This window comes from Rathayibacter sp. PhB1 (assembly GCF_004362935.1).
Lineage (GTDB): Bacteria > Actinomycetota > Actinomycetes > Actinomycetales > Microbacteriaceae > Rathayibacter > Rathayibacter festucae.
The window spans coordinates 354,376-373,675 of the sequence record NZ_SNYD01000005.1; the positions used below are offsets into that span (position 1 = coordinate 354,376).

A 19,300-nucleotide genomic window follows, 5' to 3' on the forward strand; every position below is an offset into this window, starting at 1 on the left:
GGGCCCCGGTGTCGAGCGGCTAGAAGCCGGTGGCGCCCTGCGCCTTCGCGAGCTGCGCGAACTGGTCCTGCGTGGCCTGCGCGACCTGCTCCGGGGTCTTGGTGCCCTGGATCATGTCGGCGAGGTAGATGTACAGGTCGGGGTTCGCGATGGCCTGGGCCTGCATCGAGCCGACCGAGTCGCCGACGGAGTCGCTGACCGAGACGAGCGCGGTGGGCACGGTGTCGGGCGTGGTGACCGAGGGCTGGAGCGAGATGGTGTCCTGCGCGGTGACGAAGTCCGAGTAGCCGTCGCCGAGCCAGTAGGAGAGGAGCTGGCGCGAGGCCGCCTCCTTCTTCTCGTCTCCGGTCGCGAAGGCGACGAGCGCGTTCGACTGGTCCGGGATGAAGGTGCCGACGTTGCCCGAGGGCGAGATCGGGAAGAAGCCGATGGTGTCGTTGAGCGTCGCGGTGTCGGAGAGCGACTGCAGCTGGCCGAAGAACGAGTTGACCTGGACGACCATCGCGGCGTCGCCGGCGAGCAGGGCCGCGCCCTGGTCCTCGAAGGTGGCGGTCTTGATGTCCTCGTTGAACAGGCCCTCGTCGATCAGGCCCTTGTAGGTGTCGATCGTGCCCTGGATGGTCGGGTCGGTGAACTTCTCCTCGCCCGAGTTCACGCGGTCCCAGAGGCCGTCCTTCGCGGCGTCGGCGAGCTGCACCTGCACCCACCACTGGGTGGCCCAGCGGTCGGCGCCCATCTCGAAGAACGGGGTGACGCCCTTGTCCTTCAGCTGCCGGCCGAGCTCGACGAACGAGTCCCAGTCGGTCGGCGTCTCGGTGATGCCGTTCGCCTCGAAGACCTTCTTGTTGTAGTAGACGCCCTCGACCGCGGGCGTGGTCACCAGCGCGGCGTAGCGGGTGTCGTCGAGCAGGCCGGTGATGTCCTTCAGCGAGGGATCGACGTCCTCGAGCCAGGGCGCTCCGTCGAGGCTCTGCAGGTTCGTCGAGGCGTTGAGCGCGGTGAGCTGCGAGGCGGTGGGCTGCCAGAAGGCGAGATCGGGCTTGTCGCCGGTGGCGACCTTGGTCTGCACGCCCTGCTCGTAGGGGTCCGGGATGGTCTCGACGTCGACGCTGGCGCCGGTGAGCTCCTCGAAGCCCTCGATCACCGACTCCGGGACGGTGTTGGAGTTCTGTGCGGCCCAGATGGTGAGCTCGGTGCCGGAGAGGTCGGCGTCCTGGGCGGGCCAGGAGGCGGGTGCGGCGTCGCCGCCCGCGGTGCCGCCGCCGGCCCCGGGGTCGCTGCAGCCGGCGAGGAGCAGGGCGGAGGCCGCGGTGAGGACGGCGGCGCTGAGGAGTGACTTCTTCATCGAAATACTCGAGCTTTCTGTGAGGGGAGAGGGTGTGCCGGGACGGGTGGATCCGGCAGGGGTCAGGTGGTGCGGAGGGACAGGCGGAAGGTGCGGGCGGAGGGACCGGAGCCGGTGGGCCGGACGGTGAGGCGTGCGGTAACGGGCTCCCACTCGACGGGCCAGGCCGTCAGCGCGACCGGGAACACGACCGAGACGTCGACGTCCTGCCCGCGCAGCTCCGGGACGTGCAGCACGACGTCGTCGCTGCCGCTGCGGCGCCAGACCGAGACCAGGTGCTCGTCCTCGGTCCGCAGCGCCAGGGCGACCGCGTCGTCCGTCCAGCCCGGCAGCCCGAGCGGCCAGCGCGGGAGGGACGCCGCGATCGGAGCGCGGAGCCGCTTCGCCGCGGCGACCGCCTCGTGCACCAGGGCGAGCTGCGGGTCGGACATCCGGTTGAGGTAGCCCGAGAGGTAGAACCGGCCGAGGAGCCCGGTGACCAGGCAGAACGCGATCTCCTCGTCGTCCATGTCGGCCTGCGGGTACGCCCAGCTGGCGGCCTGCTCCGGGAGGAGCATCATCGGCGCGGCGGCCGCGATCGGCGGGTAGCGGCGGAAGTCCTGCTGGTCGGAGGTCGACTGCATCTGCAGGCGGGACATCACGGCCCAGTCCTGCCGCATCGCGCCGGAGGAGCAGCTCTCGATCACCAGGGTCGGGTGCCGCTCGAGCACGCCGTCGAGCCAGGCGAGGTAGGCGCGGTTGTGGCCGAGCAGGCCCGCGCCGATCGAGTCGGCGTCGCGGTCGGTGCCGGGGCCGGCGTCGATGTTGTAGTCGAGCTTGAAGAAGCCGATGCCGAAGTCGGCGATCAGCCGGTCGACCGTCGCATCGAGGTGCGCGCGCGCCGCGGGGTGGCGCAGGTCGAGGTGGAACCGCTCGTGCTCCTCGATCCGCGCGCCGGCCCGCTGCAGGAACGCGTCGTCCGGCAGCTCGCCGGCCAGGGGGCTGTCCACGCCGATGACCTCGGGCTCCAGCCACAGCCCCGGGACCAGGCCGCGGGCGCGGATCCGCTCGATCACCTCGCAGAGGCCGTCCGGGAAGCGGACCGTGGACGGCTGCCAGGCGCCGACGCTGCTCCACCAGCCGCCGGCGACCCCGCTGTCGTCGTACCAGCCGGCGTCGATGCAGAAGATCTCGGCGCCCGCCGCGCCCGCCGCGTCGATGAGCGGCAGCAGCTTCTCGGTGGTCGGGTCGCCGTCGAGGGTGTTCATGTAGTCGTTGAAGACGACGGGCATCGCCGCGTTGTCCGGGTGCGCGCGGCGCCGGGCCCGGCGGCTGAGGGTGAGCGCGTCCGCGGCGGCCGTCGTGTCGGCGCCGACGGCGACCGTGACGGGGACGGAGCGGAACTCCTCGCCGGGCTCGAGCACGCAGAGCCAGCCGTGGTCGAGGTCGGTGGGGCCGGAGAGGGCGATCGAGCCGCCGTCGATGTCCTCGCCCACCTCCCAGCGCCAGGCGCCGTTGTGCTCGATCTGCCAGAGGAGGGCGGTGTCGGGGGCGTGGAGGCCGGCGACCGGGAGCTGTTCTCCGGTGGACCAGCTGCCGGTCGAGACCGCGCCGACCGCGCCGCGCGGGTCGTGCCCGGTGATGTCCTCGCGGAGGGTGACCAGGCCGGCCTCGCGCAGCGGCGTGCTGCTCCAGCGGCCCTCACCGAGCCAGTCGTTGCGGCCGCGCAGCAGCGACCAGCGGGCGAAGGACTCCTTGCCGGTCGGCCCCGCGGTGCCGGTGCCGGTGCCGGCGGTGGCGCCCGGGTCGCAGCTCCACGACGCGACGGACCGCAGCACCTGCCGCTCGACAGCCCGGACGACGACCTCGGAGGTGACGGCGGCGACGCCGGGCACCCTCCGGAGCACGGCGGTCGCGACCAGTCCCGGCGCCTCGGCCGTGACCTCCAGCACGTCGAGGCCGTCGACGACGCTCTCGCGGTGCGAGACGTAGCGCAGTGCGGTGCCGAGCTGGGAGTGGGTCAGCCGGCTGCTCGCCGGGGCGTGACCGGCGGCGACGGTGGTGATCTCGAAGAACGGAGCGGCGTGCGTCGCCCGGAGCGCGACACCGCGGGCCGTCAGCGCCACCAGCCGGAACGGAGCATCGGCGTCGCAGGCGAACGTCAGCTGCAGGGCCTCGGGGTCTCCCCAGGTCAGGTCGTTCGGCACAGGGGCTCCTCGTCGTCGTGGAGTGGGAAGGGCGTCGTCCCGGATTCGGGACTGGACAGATACTGATACCGATTTCACGAAAGCGCAAGCCTGAGATGAAAGCGTTATCTGCCCGGGCCCGCCTTCACGCCGCCGGACTTGGTATCGATTTCAGGAATGTCTGGAGATCGCCGCGTGAAATCGATATCGTGCAGCGATCGACTCCTTCCGCGCTCGTCTCGACGGCGATGTCGGATCCCTTCTCAGCGTTGAGGAACCCATGCACACTCCCCACTCCTTCTCGAGGCGGATCACCGCCTCGATCGCCGCCCTCGTCGCACTTCCCGTGCTGGCGACCTCGACACTCGTCGGCGCCGGTCCCGCTGCAGCGGTCGACACTTTGCCGGCCCCCGCCGTCCTCTACACGTTCGACCAGAACCCCTCGGCGGCCACCGTCGCCAACCAGGGCTCCCTCGGCTCCGCCTTCGACGCCCGCGTCCGCAACGCGACGTCGCTGCCCCGCGGGACGGGCCCGGTCGCCGGCTCCGGTGCCTCCGGCCTCTTCCCCGGAGGCTCGCAGGGCTCGTCGCAGGCCGCCGCGCCGTACCTCGACATCCCCGCCGGGCTCTTCGCCGACACCTCCGCCATGACGGTCTCGACCTGGGTGAAGTGGGACGGGAAGAACGCCGGCCAGCTGCCGTGGTCGTACATCATCGGCAGCGATGCGCTCCCCGCCGACAACTGGGGGCTGTACCACGTGCCGAACGAGGGCGGTCAGTCCAAGGCGGCCGCCAACACCGGCACCGAGGTCAAGGCGGTGTCCTCCACTCCGCTGCCCACGAACACGTGGGCGCAGATCACCACGGTCGCCACGACCGACTCCGTCTCGTACTACATCAACGGCTCGCTCGTGCGGACGGAGGCGGTCGCGCTCGACTTCGCGAAGCTCGCCTCGCCCTCCAGCACGCGCTCGGGCCTGATCGGCCGCGTGCCGTGGGCGGGGCCGTACGCCGCGTTCTTCGGCGGCGAGTTCGACGACTTCGCGATCTACCGCAGCGCGCTCACGGCGGAGCAGGTCTCGAACGCCTACCTCGACGACGCCGGCGCGATCGTCTCGGTCGAGCGCCAGAGCTTCACCGCGTCCACCGCCGCGCAGGTCGCGCCGACCCTCCCCGCGACCGTGAACGTCACCCGTGAATCGGGTCCCACCACCGCGGCGATCACCTGGAGCGTCGTCCCCGCCTCCGCCTACGCCACGGCCGGAGCGACGTTCACCGTGAACGGCACCGTCGCCGGATGGTCGACCCCGTTCACCACGACCGTCACGGTCACGGCCCGGCCGACCGAGTCGATCGCCGTCGACTTCGGCCAGGACACGGGCGAGTTCCGCGGAGGAGCCTCCGGCACCCTCTACGGCCTCGGCGACGAGGGCTCACCCACGCAGGCGCTCGTCAACGGTGCGGCGATGACCAACGTGTCGCAGAAGCCCCCGTTCGGCACGCAGCACCCGGGCGGCGACGCCTTCACCGTCGAGAAGACCTTCTTCGACAAGTACGGCGAGGACCTCTACCTCTACACCCAGGACTACTACCCCGACTGGCCCTACAACGGCGGCAAGCGCCCCGGCGACGACCGCAGCTACGTCCGTGACGCGAGCGGCCGTCTGACCGACGAGTACACCGCCGCGCCCAACGGCGTCTGGGACTACCTCGAGGTGCTCGAGATCGTCGTCGACGAGGTCGCCCGTGAGGCCGAGAACCCCGAGAAGTACGTCTTCATCCCGTTCAACGAGGTCGACCTGCAGTGGCTGAACTCGGACGACCTCTACAACCGCTACATGCACGTCGGCAACCAGCCCGGCAGCTTCACCCCCGGCGGAGCGACCGACTGGGCGGCCGCCTGGAAGGTCATCACCGACACCTACGCGAAGCACGGCCTCGAGCGTCCGCAGATCGCGGGCCCCGGAGACGCGGCCTGGCGCGGTGAGGGCAACATCAAGTCCTTCCTGAACATGGCCCGGGCGACGAGCACGGTGCCCGACATCTACGTCTGGCACGAGCTCCGCGGCTACCAGTGGCTGCCGGACCGCGCGTCCGACTTCCGCCGCTACGCCGCCGAGGTGGGCATCGCCGCCGCCGACATCCCCTCGATCAACATCACCGAGTGGGGAGCGAGCACCGACATGAGCTCGCCCGCCAACCTCCTGCGCTGGTTCGCCGGCTTCGAGGCCGCCAAGATCGACGCGCAGACGGCCTACTGGACCGCCTCCGGCACGCTCTCGGACAACCAGGCGAAGGTCAACGCCGCGAACGGCGGCTGGTGGCTCTTCAAGTGGTACGGCGACCTGACCGGATCGCGCACGGTCGCGGTCACCACGAACCGCGAGAAGGCGATCGCCGCGATCGACCGGGACGCGGACCGCGCCCAGGTGATCGTCGCGGGGATCCCCGACGGCCGTGACGGCGCTCTCACGCTGAACGGCCTCGACAGCGCGACGTTCGGCTCCTCCGTGGACGTGGAGGTCCGCGAGGCTGTCGTCAGCGGCACCGACGGCATCGCGGGAACCCCCCGGGTCGTCCTGGCCGACGACGCGGTGTCGGTCGTGAACGGGCGCGTCGAGCTGCGGATCCCCTCCGCGAACTCGTCGAGCGCCTACCAGGTCGTCGTCACTCCCGCCGCGACCCGCGACGTGGAGGCGGCCGCCGCCGCCCAGGGCGAGCGCCACGTGATCGAGGCCGAGGCCACCCGCCTCACCGCCGCGGCCACTCGCACGCCCGACGGCTACCGCGCCTCCGGCGACCGCGACGTCTCCGGCTTCGCCGCCGTGGGCTCGCGCGCCGACTGGTCGGTGACGGTGGCGCAGGCGGGTCTCTACCGCCTGCAGATCCTCGGAGCCACTCCCGGCAGGGCCGCGCAGCACGCGGTCTTCGTCGACGGAGCGTTCTCGACGCTCGCGCAGTACGGCGCGAACGCGATCAAGCCGAGCAACGTCCGCACCGTCGCCCGCGGCAGCGCCGAGGTGTACGTCGCCCTGAGCGCCGGCAGCCACACCGTCGGCGTGCGCACCAGCAAGGACGGGACCACCCTCCTGCCCGGCGCCGGAGCCGACGGCGGAGTGACGCTCGACCGCTTCGAGCTCGTCCGGGTCGGCAGCACGGTGAACGCCGAGTCCGTCGAGTACCCGGCGACCGGATTCCGTCTGATCGACGGTGCGACGCTCTCGGGCGGACGTCTCTCGCTCGAGGCCGGCGAGCGCGCCGACCTCTACCCGTCGACGTTCGAATCCGGCTACTACGACCTCGCCGTGGCGTGGGAGGGTGCCGCCGGCACCTCGCTGACGGTCGACGTGAACGGTCGCCGAGCGGCGACCTTCGCGCCGGGCACGACGACGGTCCGCGTCCACCTGCCCGAGGGCATCAGCGAGGTCGAGCTCGCGAGCGCCGGCAGCGTCCGCGTCGGCTCGGTCACGACCACCCGCGCGGTCGACGGTGACGCGTCCATCGTCCGCGTCCAGGCCGAGGACCTCTCCACGGTCGACCTCGGCGGCACGGCCGCGGTCGCCGGCTTCGGCGGAGCGCTCACGAACGGCTCCGGGAGCGGCTACGTGACCGGCCTCGGCATCACCGATGCGGACCCCGCGAACGAGGGCACTCTCACCGTGCCCCGCCTCCCGGGCTTCGACAGGGCCGGGTCCTACGACGCCGTCGTGCACTACTCGAACGACGACATCGAGGGGACGCACGACTACAACCCGCAGGTCGTCGACCTCGGGCTGCAGGCCGAGGAGGCCGGGACCACCGGCCTCGTGGGCCGCACCACGTTCCGGTACACCTACTCCTCGAGCAACTTCTGGGAGGCGGTCCTGCCGCTGGACCTCGCGACCGACTCCGGTCCGGTGACCTTCGGCAACACCCGCGCGACGCTGTTCATCGACGAGGGCCCGACGACGAGCACGAACGACGACCGGGTCCTGCCCGGCTACGCCGTCGCGCCGGACGTCGACTGGATCGACTTCGCTCCGTTCGTCCTGCCGGCGCAGGAGACGAAGCTGGACGTCGTCAGCACGGCCGCGGTGCGCTGCATCGCCGGCAAGGCCGTCGTGACGGTCACGTCGGTCAACCGGGACACCGTGCCGGTCGACGTGACGATGACCCGGGCGACGACCGTGAAGTCGTTCGCCTCGGTCGCGCCCACCAAGGCGGCGACCCACGCCTTCAGCACCCGCCTGGCGGTGCTGCCCGCCGGCGAGGTGTCGGTGGCGGTCAGCCGCTCCGGTGGCGGAGCAGGAGCGCACACGCAGACCGTGCCGCACCCCGCGCTGACCTGCCGCTGAGGCGCCGGCCGCTGACGGTCGTCCGATCAGCATGCGGAGGACCGCTCCGCGGGCTGTGCCGCCGTTCATGCTGGTCGAGTAGCCGCCTCCGGCGGCGTATCGAGACCCACCCTGCTGGAGACGGTGGATCTCGATACGCCCGCTGCGCGGGCTACTCGATCAGCATGTTCTCCGCGGGCTGCTCGATCAGCGTGAGCTGGGCGGGTAGCCCGATCTGCGCCGTTCCATGCTGGTCGAGTAGCCGACGGAGGCGGCGTATCGAGACCCGCCCTGCTGAGCACGGTGGATCTCGATACGCCCGCTGCGCGGGCTACTCGATCAGCATGGGGAGGACCCGCTCCGCGGGCCGTCCAATCAGCAGGCAGAGGACCGCTGCGCCATTCATGCTGGTCGAGTAGCCGCCGGAGGCGGCGTATCGAGAACCACCCCGCTGGAGACGGTGGATCTCGATACGCCCGCTGCGCGGGCTACTCGATCAGCATGTGCTCGGCGCCCGCGATCGGCGCGCGCGCTACGAGGTGTAACCCGCCTGGATGGTGTCGAGGACCTGGTCGGTGCTCGAGCCGTCGATCCAGTCGACCATGCCCTTGAAGAAGCTGTCGGAGCCGACGGCCTTGGGCATCAGGTCGGAGGCGTCGAAGCGGAACGTGGTGCCCGGGTCCTGCAGGATCGAGATGGAGCTGCGCAGCAGGTCGCTGCTCGCGTTCGCCGGGTCGAGGCCGGTGTTGGCCGAGATGACGCCGCCGAGCTTCACGCGGCTGTTGGCCCAGTCGGCGCTGGCCAGGTACTCCTGCACCTTCGCGGTGTCCGCGTCGTCCGCGAACGCGGCGACGAACTCGCCGCCGCCGGTGACGGCCTGGTCGTCGTCGGCGTCGATCGGCGGGGTGAGGAACGCCCAGACGTCGCCGTCCTCGGCCACGGTCGCGTCCGCTCCGGTGAGGAAGCCCTCGAAGAAGGACGCCTGGTGGGTCAGTGCGCAGGAGCCGTTGGCCATGTTCTGCGCCACGTCACCGAAGGCCGTCGAGTTGATGGACGATACGTCGCCGTAGCCCGCGTTCACGAGCGTCGGGTCGAGCAGGATCGAGCCGACCTTGTCGAACGCTGTCTTGATCGAAGGGTCGGTGAACGGGGTGTCGCCCGCGACCCACGAGTCGTAGACGTCCGGACCGGACTCGCGGAGCACCGCGTCCTCGATCCAGTCCGTGCCCGGCCAGCCCGACGCGGCGTCGGAGGCGAAGCCCGCGCACCAGGACGGTCCGCCCGACTTCTCGGCGATGGTCTTCCCCAGCGCCTCCATCTCGTCCCAGGTCGTCGGGACGGAGACGCCCCACTCGGCGAACTTCGCCGGCGAGTACCAGACGTAGCCCTTCACGCTCGCCATCAGCGGCGCGCCGTACTGGGTGCCGTCGACCTGGCCGTACTTCTGCCAGTCCTCCGACCAGTTCTGCTTCACGTTGGCGAGGGCGCCCTCGGGCAGCTCCTTCACCTTCCCCGAGGCGACGGTGTCGGCGAGCAGTCCCGGCTGCGGGAAGATCGCGAGATCCGGGACGTCACCGCCCTGCACCTTGATGCCGATCTGCTGCTCGAAGCCCTTGTCGCCGGTGTACTTGATATCGATGCCGGACTCCTTCTCCCAGTCCGCCCAGGACTGCTCGAGCAGGGTGGCCTCGTCGCCGTTGATCGTGCCGTAGACGGTGACCGAGCCGTCGCCCGCGGCGCCGCCGGAGCTCGCGCCGCCGCCGGCGTTCGGGTCGTTGGGGTCGCTGCTGCTGGAGCAGCCCGCGAGGGCGATCCCGGCGGCCGCGAGTACGGCGACCGGAAGGGTGAGACGACGGTGCAGGGATGACCGCATGGTTCCTCCTCGTTGAGTGATGGAGCGACGAGGGGGAGTAGCCCCCCAGCTGCGTCTGCCCAGAGTACGTCGTTAGAGAGCGCTCTCTCGGTAACGATCCGGCGTCGGATCGGGCGGAGACGCGGCCGGCGTCCCTGCAGCGGTCACGCCGGAGCGGATCGCCCTCCCCGACACCCGCCGCTTCCGGTAGCTTCGAAGCGCTCGGCATTCCCGGTCCACCCGCCCGGCGTCCCCCTCTTCCCCGATCCTGGCGGGGGAGCTGCAGGACCCTCGCGGACCCGGGCTCGGCGCGTCCCCGGACGCGCCCCGTCGCCGGCTCCCGCGTACCCGACGCGGGAACGACCCCCGAAAGGCGTCCCCGATGGACCCCGCCCCCGCTCCGCGCACCCCCCTGACGCCGCGGACCTCGCTGACGCCGCGCACCGCGCTGACGCCGCGGCTCCTCCCGCCGACCCGCCGGGGCCGCCTCCGCGCGTCGCTCCTCGCGATCGCCGCCGCCGCAGCCCTCGTCGTCGTCGGTCTCGTCGTCCCGACCGCGAGCGCCGACACCGCGTGCGCGCCGGGGCAGAACGCCATCGTCTGCGAGAACGCGAAGCCCGGCACCGACCCCTCCGTCTGGGACATCACCGGAGCCGGCGACCCGTCGATCCAGGGCTACTCCACCGACATCAGCGTGAACGTCGGCCAGCGGATCGACTTCAAGATCGACACCGACGCCGCGGCGTACTCCATCGACGTCTACCGCACCGGCTGGTACGCCGGGAAGGGCGCGCGCCTCATCACCTCGGTGACCCCGAGCGCGGCACTCCCGCAGGTCCAGCCCGAGTGCCTCTCCGACGTCACCGCCGAGCTCTACGACTGCGGCACGTGGGCCGTCTCGGCGGGCTGGGACGTGCCGAGCACCGCCGTCTCCGGCGTCTACGTCGCCCTGCTCACCCGCGCCGACACGGGCGGCCGGAGCCAGATCACCTTCGTCGTGCGCGACACCGCCAGCACCTCGGCCGTGCTCTTCCAGACCTCCGACCCCACCTGGCAGGCCTACAACACCTTCGGCGGCTCGAACTTCTACAGCGGCGGCGCCAACGGCCGCGCCTACAAGCTCAGCTACAACCGCCCCGTCACCACCCGCGGCGACAACCAGGGCCGCGACTTCTACTTCGCCAACGAGTTCCCGCTGGTGCGCTTCCTCGAGCGCAACGGCTACGACGTCAGCTACTTCAGCGGCGTCGACACCGACCGCTTCGGCTCGGCGCTGAAGCAGCACCGCACCTTCCTCTCGGTCGGCCACGACGAGTACTGGTCCGGCGCCCAGCGCGCGAACGTCACCGCCGCGCGCGACGCCGGCGTGAACCTCCAGTTCCTCTCCGGCAACGAGAACTACTGGCGCACCCGCTACGAGCCCTCGCCGACCGCGGGCGGCAAGGACTACCGGACCGTCGTCACCTACAAGGAGACCTGGGCGAACGCCAAGACCGACCCGTCGCCCGAGTCCACCGGCACCTGGCGCGACCCGCGCTTCGCCTCGGTGGCGAACGGCGGCGGCCGGCCCGAGAACAGCCTCGCGGGCACGCTCTACATGGTGAACTACTCCGATCTGCCGGTGACCGTCAGCGCCGCGGAGGGGAAGCTGCGGCTCTGGCGCAACACCTCGCTGACCGGCCTCGCCGCCGGGAGCAGCGCCGCGCTGGCCCCGCACACCATCGGCTATGAGTCCAACGAGGACGTCGACAACGGCGCCCGGCCGCCCGGCCTGATCCGCCTCTCGACGACGACCGGCGCCGTCCCCGAGTACCTGCAGGACTTCGGCACCACCGTCGCCGCGGGCACCACCCGGCACAACCTCACCCTGTACAAGGCGGCGAGCGGTGCGCTCGTCTTCTCGGCCGGCTCCGTGCAGTGGACCTGGGGCCTCGACCAGCAGCACGACGGCAACGGTGCCGCCGCGGACGTCCGGATGCAGCAGGCGCAGGTGAACCTCTTCGCCGACATGGGCGTGCAGCCCACCACGCTGATGAGCGGCCTGGTCGCCGCGACGAAGAGCACCGACACCGCGGGCCCGACCGTCGCGGTCTCGAACCCCTCCGGCGCCACCAGCAAGGCCAACGGCAGCACCGTGTCGGTCTCGGGCACCGCGACCGACGCCGCGGGCAAGGTCGCCGGCGTCGAGGTCTCGACCGACGGCGCCACCTGGCACCCGGCGACCGGCACGACGTCCTGGTCGTACAGCTACGTCCAGCACGGCGCCGGCACCGGCTCGATCCGGGTGCGCGCCGTCGACGACAGCGCCAACATCGGCGCCGTCACCAGCCGCGCCGTCACCATCACCGGCACCGCCACCGTGTTCGGCGCCGAGGTGCCGAAGACCGCCGACTCCGGCGACGTCGATCCGGCCACCCTCGGCCTGCGCTTCACCCCGAGCGCCGACGGCTTCATCCAGGGCGTGCGCTTCTACAAGAGCGCGGCCAACACCGGCCCGCACACCGGCACCCTCTGGAGTGTCGACGGCCGGCAGCTGGCCACCGTGGCCTTCGCGAACGAGACGGCGAGCGGCTGGCAGACCGCCACGTTCGGCGCGCCCGTCGCCGTCAACGCCGGCACCACCTACGTCGTCTCGTACACGACCACGACCGGCCACTACTCGGCCGCGGACTGGTTCTGGTCGAGCACCGGCTATGCCGCCGCCCCGCTGACGGTCGCCGGCGGCTTCGGAGCGACGCCCGCCGGGGTCTACAGCACCACCGGCGGCTTCCCGACCGACAGCTACCGCGCGAACAACTACTACGTCGACGCCGTCTACAGCACGGTCGACGCCACGCCCCTGAGCGTCGGCTCGCAGTCGCCGCTGGCCGGCTCCTCGAGCGTCGCGCCGTCGACGAAGGTCTCGGCCGTCTTCTCGAAGGCGGTGACGGCGAGCACGGTCGCGATGACCCTGAAGACCGCGGCCGGCGCGAGCGTCGCAGGCAGCACCGCGTACAACGCCACCACCCGCACCGCCACCTTCACGCCCACCGCCCCGCTCGCCGCGTCGACCGGGTACACCGCGACGCTCGCCGGCACCGCGACCGGCGGCGGCACCGTCACCGCCGGCGGCAGCTGGACCTTCACCACCCAGGCGCCGGACACCGTCGCGGGAGCCTGCCCCTGCCGGCTCTTCGACGACTCGACGACCCCGGGCATCGCGCAGGTCGCCGAGGGCACGCCCGTCACCCTGGGCACGCGCTTCGCCCCGCTGGTGGACGGCACGATCACGTCGCTCCGCTTCTACAAGGGCCCCGGCAACACCGGCACCCACGTGGGCACGCTCTCGAACGCCGACACCGGCGCCGAGATCGGCCGGGCGACCTTCACCGCCGAGAGCACGGCCGGCTGGCAGCAGGTGACGTTCGCCACCCCGGTGGCCGTGACCGGCGGCACCGACTACGTCGCCGCCTACACGACGACCACCGGCAACTACTCCGCCACGATCAACGGCTTCGGCTCCGGATCCACGCGCGGCCCGCTCGTCACCGCGAGCGACTCCGGCGCGTACACCTACTCCGGCGGCTTCGCGGGGCAGCGCTCGACCACGAACTACCTGGTCGACGTCTCCTTCACGCCGTCGGCGGCGCCCACGCCGACCCCGACGCCGACGCCGGTCACCCCGTCGGGCACGCGCCTCTTCGCCGACGCGACCCCCGCGACCGCCTCCGCCGAGGACTCGTCCTCGGTCGAGGTCGGAATGGCCTTCACCGCGTCGACCGCGGGCAGCGCCACCGGCATCGCCTTCTACAAGGGCTCCCGCAACACGGGCACCCACGTCGGCTCGCTGTGGGACGCCTCCGGCACGCGGATCGCGCAGGTGACCTTCACCGGCGAGACCGCGACCGGCTGGCAGAGCGCCGCCTTCGCGACACCGGTCGAGCTGGTGCCGGGCGCGCGCTACACGGTCTCGTACCTCGCGCCCGCGGGCTACTACGCCGCCACCGGAGCGGGGCTCGCCTCGCCGGTCACGAACGGCGCACTGACGTCGGCCTCCGGCGACAACGGCGTCTACCGCTACGGATCCGGCGGGGTCATGCCGTCGTCGTCGTACAACTCCACGAACTACTTCGTGGACGTGTACTTCCAGGCGAAGGGGTAGGTGCGCGGCGACGGCGGGAGGGCCTCGTCACACCGCCGCCGTCGGAGAACTCGGGGGTAAAGTAGGGGTAACGATGCTCCCGAGGGAGGGTGCCATGCCCACTGCAGTGACGACAGGTCAGCACGCGAGAACCGCGCGGATGGACGTCCACGAGGTCGCTGCCGTGCTCGTCCAGGGTCTGGGGCCGACCCTCGTCGCGGCGATGACGGGCTCGAAGGACCGGAAGCTGCCGAGCAAATGGGCCAAACCCGACGGCCCGCGCCCGTCCGCGGACTTCACGCGCCGGTTGCAGCTCGGCCATCGCGTCTGGGTCGCGCTGTCGGAGTCGGAGTCGGAGCACGTCGCGCGTCAGTGGTTCCTCGGCGGGAACCCCGTGCTCCACGAGGACACGCCCATCACCGCCATCCGTGAAGACCGAGGCAGCGAGGTCATCGAGGCCGTCGAGTCCTTCCTCCGTGGCGACCCGGACGTCTGACGACCGTGGCGTGCCGGAACAGCTTGGGCGGGCTGGTGCGTGAATCAGCTGCCTTCTAGTAGTCAAAAGGAGTAGCGCCCAAGGTGAAGGCGCGCGTCTTTGAGCTTCCGTTCGACGCAGAATCCACTTCCCCCGCCTGACCGGCTGCTCCCGGCGCCATGGCGAACGGTCCGATTCAAGTCCTGTTTGTCACCTCCTCAAACAGGCATCCGGGAGAGTGCGCTGTCCGAATGTCGGTGTAGTTATTGTGGTGTTGGTCGGCCTGCCCAGCTGGCGCACTGACGGTTCGCTGGGGGCGCGACTTGTCGGGCTGTCAGGACCGCAAGATCGAAACGCCATCGCGCTCAGGCGCCTGACGTTGAGTGGCTCCGCGCAGGACCACAGGGTGCGTGGCCGGGCAGTTAGCGATAGGTTTATCTCGGGACAGCAGTCGTACGGGGGAATGATGAAGCTTATTAGTGTGTCTATTGCCGGCTTCCGGTCGGTCGAAGCCCTGGGACCGTTGCCGATTGGTTCTCCGACGGTGCTCGCCGGGCACAATGATGCCGGCAAGACCGCCATTATTGACGCGATTTCATTTCTACTCGGGTCCCGAAAGCTAGACGATTCGGATCGCACCTATCTTCGGGGTGGCGTCCTGGATGACGACGAAGCGGTTCGTCGTGTTGCCGAAACGTGGGTGGAGGGAACCTTTGAGCTCCGCGACACGGAAAGCGGACTTGGGTCGTCGCCTCTCCGAGTCCGGCGCGTGCACCGAAATGGAACTACGTCTCTAGAGGTGCTCAAGCAGGTTCCAGCCGACGTACGCCTGCGGGACTATGCCGCCCTAAAGGTCGATGTGTTGAAGGATCGGCTCAGTGGACTTGGCTTGCCGACAGACGGATACAAGGCCGACCTCGTAAGCCGGCTGGATGAAGCTGCTACGGCGGCCGACACCGAGGAAATGTGGAGCCCCGCGGAGACAACTCTGGACCGGGCGCTACCTGCTGGCCAGCGCTTCGACGCTGCTAGTGCAGTCAACGCCGAGACGGCCATTCAGTCGACGCTACAGACAGCGTACCGAGGTCACCTCGAGTCGGACGAGTTGCAAGGCGATGTCCGCACGATTGAGGCGGAACTCGAACGAAAGTTGACGCAAGATGCGGAGGAGATTCGCGACCATATCATGCAGAAGGTGCAAGATATCGGTGACGTCACGATTAGACCAACCGTCAGTTTCACAAGCGCTAATGGTCTGAAGTCGACTCAGATCACGGTGTTGAACCCCGCGGGAGAAGAGATTGGACTTCAGGTTTCAGGCGCCGGGCGTGCACGCCGCATCGCGTTGGCGGTCTGGGAGCACAATTCTACCGTGCTCGCTCGCTCAGGTGAGGACGTGGTTCTTCTCTACGATGAGCCGGACACACATCTCGATTACGGACATCAACGCGAATTGATGCGGCTGATCCACGAGCAGACTACGCATCCGAACGTCACTGTCGTCATAGCTTCTCACTCGATGAACCTCATCGATGGCACCGACATCAGTGATGTCGTCCATGTCAAGCACGCTGAGCATCGCACGATACTTGAGCACCTCGCCGACGACTCTCAGGTCGGCCTGCACCTCGGCGCCATCGCGGCCAGCGTCGGCCTCCGAAATACAGTCTTGTTGCATGAGCGGCTTTTTGTTGGCGTGGAAGGGGAGACAGAAGCGAGAGTGATTCCGGTTCTTTTCAAACTCGCTACCGGTCGCCATCTTGAATCGTGCGGTATCGCGCTCTGGCCGTGCCACAACAACGAAGGCGCGTTGCGCTTTGCTCAATTTCTCGCAGGACACGAGAGGAAGGTCTCGTTCCTCGTTGATACCGACTCAAAGACCGTCGCGAAGCACGTCTTCAGCGACGAGCGATTGATGAAGTCGGGCTTGCATCCCAGCAAGCATTGCCTCTATGTCGGCGATCCCAACGAGATCGAGGACGTCTTTTCTGACGCGCAATGGGTGACCGCAGCGAACGATTTGTGGATTCGAGATGGGGATGACGTCCCATCTGACACTTGGTCGGAGGCCGATTTCGCATCGCACCGAGGGGTGGGAAAGAAGTTCAGTACCGACGTCCTTCGCATGGTTCAACGAGGTTCGAGCGGCGCCCCGAAGGGCAAGCCGGACATGCTGCTTTCCTTGGTCCTACGCCTGAAGACGAAGGACGAGGTCCCTGCCGCACTGATTGAAGTTTTCGAGGAGCTCATGCGGCGCGCGCAATGACTCCCCGATGGCGCATGCGAGCAAGCCGCTGAGCGCTAGTCGGCGCTTCCCAAAGGTGGCCTCCTATCGATCGCACCCACATGTAGCCGTGTCCCGCCGGAGCGGTACCGCACCAACGGCATCCGTCCGGCGTCGGCGTCGACGGGTGGCGCAACCTGATAAATCCTGTTGACACGACTCGCTCCTTCTTGGTTGAGAAGATCGAACCATCCACTACCGACATTGGTGAGACCGGATCTTCACGGCGCTCTCGGCACGTCTGAGGAGGCCCGGCGGCAGCCGGTGGTTGATCCGACCAAACAGGTTGTGGCAAGGCGCTGTCAGCCCCCGCCCCGGAGCGCGACGCATGATGGCGGGATGTTTATCCCGACCCGAGCCGCCGGTCTCGAGGCGCTCGACGACTTCGTCGCGCGCGCCGGCTCCGCCTACACGCGCGAGCGCAATCACGACCACGGACCGTCCCGGAGCAACGTCTCCGGGCTCTCCCCGTACCTCCGCCACCGGCTCGTCACCGAGCGGGAGGTCGTCGCCGCGGTCCTCGCCCGCCACAAGCTCACCGCCGCGGAGAAGTTCGTCCAGGAGGTGTTCTGGCGCACCTACTGGAAGGGCTGGCTCGAGCAGAACCCGGAGGTGTGGCGCCGCTACCGCCGCGAGGTGCGCGAGTCCGAGGGACACCTCCCGACCGGCTACGCCGACGCGATCGGCGGCCGGAGCGGCATCGACGCGATGGACGCCTGGGTGCAGGAGCTCGTCGAGACCGGCTACCTGCACAATCACACGCGCATGTGGTTCGCGAGCATCTGGGTCTTCACGCTCGGCCTGCCCTGGCAGCTCGGCGCCGACTTCTTCTACCGGCACCTGCTCGACGGCGACGCCGCCTCCAACACCCTGTCCTGGCGCTGGGTCGCCGGCCTGCAGACCCCGGGCAAGACGTACCTCGCGACCGCGTCCAACATCGCCAAGTACACCGAGGGCCGCTTCTCGCCGCAGGGCCTCGCCGGCTCGGCGCCCGCGCTCAGCGAGGAGCACTTCCCGCCCCGCACGCCGATCGAGCCGGACGACGTCGTCGGCACCCTCGGCACCCGCCCCGGCCTCCTGCTGCACGAGGAGGACCTCGACGCGGGGAGCCTCCTCGCCGAGCAGCCCGGGCTGGCCGAGCGGCTGATCGCGACCGCGGTCGTCGCCGACCCGGGGGAGCGCTCGCCGTTCGCGGTCTCCGAGGCGGTGCAGGACTTCACGGCCGCGGCGATCGCCGACGCCGCCGAGCACACGCCGGACAAGGGCGGCCGGCCGGCGCGGGTGCTGGCCGATGCGCTGCCCGCGACCGTCGTCGACTGGGCGGCGTCCCAGCGGCTCGACACCGTGGTGTTCCCGTACGCGCCGGTCGGCCCCGTGCAGGAGCGGCTGGACGCGCTCCGCTCCGCCCTCGCTCAGGAGGGCATCGCGCTCGTCACCGTGCGCCGCCGCTGGGACGGCACCGCGTGGCCCTCGGCGTCGCGCGGCTTCTTCGCCTTCAAGAAGCGGATCCCGACGCTGGTGCGCGGGCTGGACGAGCCGGAGGACGCGGTCCGGCTGTTCTGAGCGGCGGGGGAGGCGCCCGGGTGCCGACCCTGCTGCGCTCACTATGCCTCGAATCCAGGCCATGAGTCCGAGGGCGGATCGGCCGCCGGAGCCTCCGGTGAGCATCGCGAGCGCAGGCGTCGCAGGGCGGGCTCCGTCAGTTCGGCAGGGCCGTCTCGATCGCCTCGAGATCGGCGCCGGTCAGAGGCGGTGCGTCGAGGGCCGCCGCGTTCTGCTCCAGCTGCTGCACGCTCGAGGCGCCGATGATCGCCGAGGTGACGGCGGAGGAGCGCAGCACCCAGTTCAGGGCGAGCTGGGCGATGCTCTGGCCGCGCCCGTCCGCGATCTCCTTCAGGCCCTGGATCAGCCGCTGGTAGTCGCCCTCGAGGGCTCCGGGCTTGAGGAAGTGCCCGACCGCGGCGCGAGAGTCCGGCGGGATCTCGCCGGAGAGGTAGCGGTCGGTGAGCAGGCCCTGCTCCAGCGGGGAGAAGACGATGGCGCCGATGCCCTCCCGCTCGACGAGGTCGAGCAGGCCCGACTCCTCGGGCCGGCGGTCGAGCATCGAGTAGCGGGGCTGGTGGATCAGCAGCGGCACCCCGTGCGCGGCGAGCGCGTCGCGGGCGGCGATCGTCTGCTCGGGCGAGTAGTTCGAGACACCCGCGTAGAGGGCCTTGCCCTGCTGGATCGCACTCGCCAGCGCGCCCATCGTCTCCTCGATCGGGGTCTCCGGGTCGGGGCGGTGCGAGTAGAAGACGTCGACGTACTCGACGCCGAGCCGGCCGAGGCTCTGGTCGAGCGAGGACAGCAGGTACTTGCGCGAGCCGTGATCGCCGTAGGGGCCGGGCCACATGTCGTAGCCGGCCTTCGTGGAGAGGACCAGCTCGTCGCGGTACGGGCGCAGGTCCTCCGCGAGGATCCGGCCGAACGCCGTCTCGGCGGAGCCGTAGGGCGGGCCGTAGTTGTTGGCGAGGTCGAAGTGGGTGATCCCGAGGTCGAAGGCGCGGCGGACGATCGCGCGCTGGGTCTCGATCGGCTTCGTCTCGCCGAAGTTGTGCCACAGGCCCAGTGAGAGGGCGGGCAGCTTCAGGCCGCTGCGGCCGGTGCGGTGGTAGGTCATCCGGTCGTAGCGGGTGTCCGCGGGGTGGTGGGTCATGGCGTGTCTCCCGAGAGCGGTGAGGTGGTCGGCGTCGTGTCTTCAGGGCGGA

9 protein-coding genes are annotated in these 19,300 nt (G+C 70.2%); 5 read left to right on the forward strand and 4 right to left on the reverse strand.

Annotated elements, in window-relative coordinates; genetic code table 11:
* Positions 1-19: 19 nt before the first annotated feature.
* Both EDF17_RS14710 and EDF17_RS14715 read right to left on the reverse strand, forming a co-directional pair.
* Complete coding sequence (locus tag EDF17_RS14710; RefSeq protein WP_123447357.1) at positions 20-1,345, reverse strand: ABC transporter substrate-binding protein; 1,326 nt, start codon at positions 1,343-1,345, stop codon at positions 20-22.
* Between the two features lie 62 nt (positions 1,346-1,407).
* On the reverse strand, positions 1,408-3,531 hold the full coding sequence (locus EDF17_RS14715; protein WP_123447358.1) for a glycoside hydrolase family 36 protein: 2,124 nt from the start codon (positions 3,529-3,531) through the stop codon (positions 1,408-1,410).
* Positions 3,532-3,790: 259 nt separating this feature from the next.
* Here EDF17_RS14715 and EDF17_RS14720 point away from each other — a divergent pair, with 259 nt between their 5' ends.
* Positions 3,791-7,843 (forward strand): LamG-like jellyroll fold domain-containing protein, encoded by a 4,053-nt coding sequence (locus EDF17_RS14720; RefSeq protein WP_123447359.1) that lies wholly within the window; start codon positions 3,791-3,793, stop codon positions 7,841-7,843.
* Positions 7,844-8,354: 511 nt separating this feature from the next.
* Here the strand turns inward: EDF17_RS14720 and EDF17_RS14725 are convergent.
* Entirely contained in the window at positions 8,355-9,695 is a 1,341-nt protein-coding gene (locus tag EDF17_RS14725; protein ID WP_123447360.1) for an extracellular solute-binding protein, read from the reverse strand.
* 361 nt (positions 9,696-10,056) lie between these two features.
* On the opposite strand from EDF17_RS14725, the gene EDF17_RS14730 reads away from it, so the two are divergent.
* The 4 genes from EDF17_RS14730 to EDF17_RS14750 all read left to right on the forward strand — a co-directional run bounded on the left by EDF17_RS14730 (position 10,057) and on the right by EDF17_RS14750 (position 18,116).
* Positions 10,057-13,815 (forward strand): DUF4082 domain-containing protein, encoded by a 3,759-nt coding sequence (locus EDF17_RS14730; RefSeq protein WP_123447361.1) that lies wholly within the window; start codon positions 10,057-10,059, stop codon positions 13,813-13,815.
* Positions 13,816-13,909: 94 nt separating this feature from the next.
* Complete coding sequence (locus tag EDF17_RS14735) at positions 13,910-14,290, forward strand: hypothetical protein (protein ID WP_123447545.1); 381 nt, start codon at positions 13,910-13,912, stop codon at positions 14,288-14,290.
* Positions 14,291-14,750: 460 nt separating this feature from the next.
* The gene (locus EDF17_RS14740; RefSeq protein WP_166649695.1) at positions 14,751-16,535 is read left to right on the forward strand and encodes an SAP domain-containing protein; all 1,785 of its coding nucleotides are present in this window, start codon (positions 14,751-14,753) and stop codon (positions 16,533-16,535) included.
* A gap of 357 nt (positions 16,536-16,892) precedes the next feature.
* Positions 16,893-18,116, forward strand: coding sequence for an FAD-binding domain-containing protein (locus tag EDF17_RS14750; RefSeq protein ID WP_123447363.1), 1,224 nt, complete (start codon positions 16,893-16,895; stop codon positions 18,114-18,116).
* Positions 18,117-18,252: 136 nt separating this feature from the next.
* On the opposite strand, the gene EDF17_RS14755 is transcribed toward EDF17_RS14750, so the two are convergent.
* Positions 18,253-19,248, reverse strand: coding sequence for an aldo/keto reductase (locus EDF17_RS14755; RefSeq protein ID WP_123447364.1), 996 nt, complete (start codon positions 19,246-19,248; stop codon positions 18,253-18,255).
* Positions 19,249-19,300 lie beyond the last annotated feature (52 nt).

What these genes read in the sequence shown, in the direction of transcription:
- EDF17_RS14730 (WP_123447361.1), top strand. Translation starts at nt 10,057, where the DNA reads ATGGACCCCGCCCCCGCTCCGCGCACCCCCCTGACGCCGCGGACCTCG.
- EDF17_RS14750 (WP_123447363.1), top strand. Translation starts at nt 16,893, where the DNA reads ATGTTTATCCCGACCCGAGCCGCCGGTCTCGAGGCGCTCGACGACTTC.
- EDF17_RS14710 (WP_123447357.1), bottom strand. Translation starts at nt 1,345, where the DNA reads ATGAAGAAGTCACTCCTCAGCGCCGCCGTCCTCACCGCGGCCTCCGCC.
- EDF17_RS14720 (WP_123447359.1), top strand. Translation starts at nt 3,791, where the DNA reads ATGCACACTCCCCACTCCTTCTCGAGGCGGATCACCGCCTCGATCGCC.
- EDF17_RS14755 (WP_123447364.1), bottom strand. Translation starts at nt 19,248, where the DNA reads ATGACCCACCACCCCGCGGACACCCGCTACGACCGGATGACCTACCAC.
- EDF17_RS14725 (WP_123447360.1), bottom strand. Translation starts at nt 9,695, where the DNA reads ATGCGGTCATCCCTGCACCGTCGTCTCACCCTTCCGGTCGCCGTACTC.
- EDF17_RS14735 (WP_123447545.1), top strand. Translation starts at nt 13,910, where the DNA reads ATGCCCACTGCAGTGACGACAGGTCAGCACGCGAGAACCGCGCGGATG.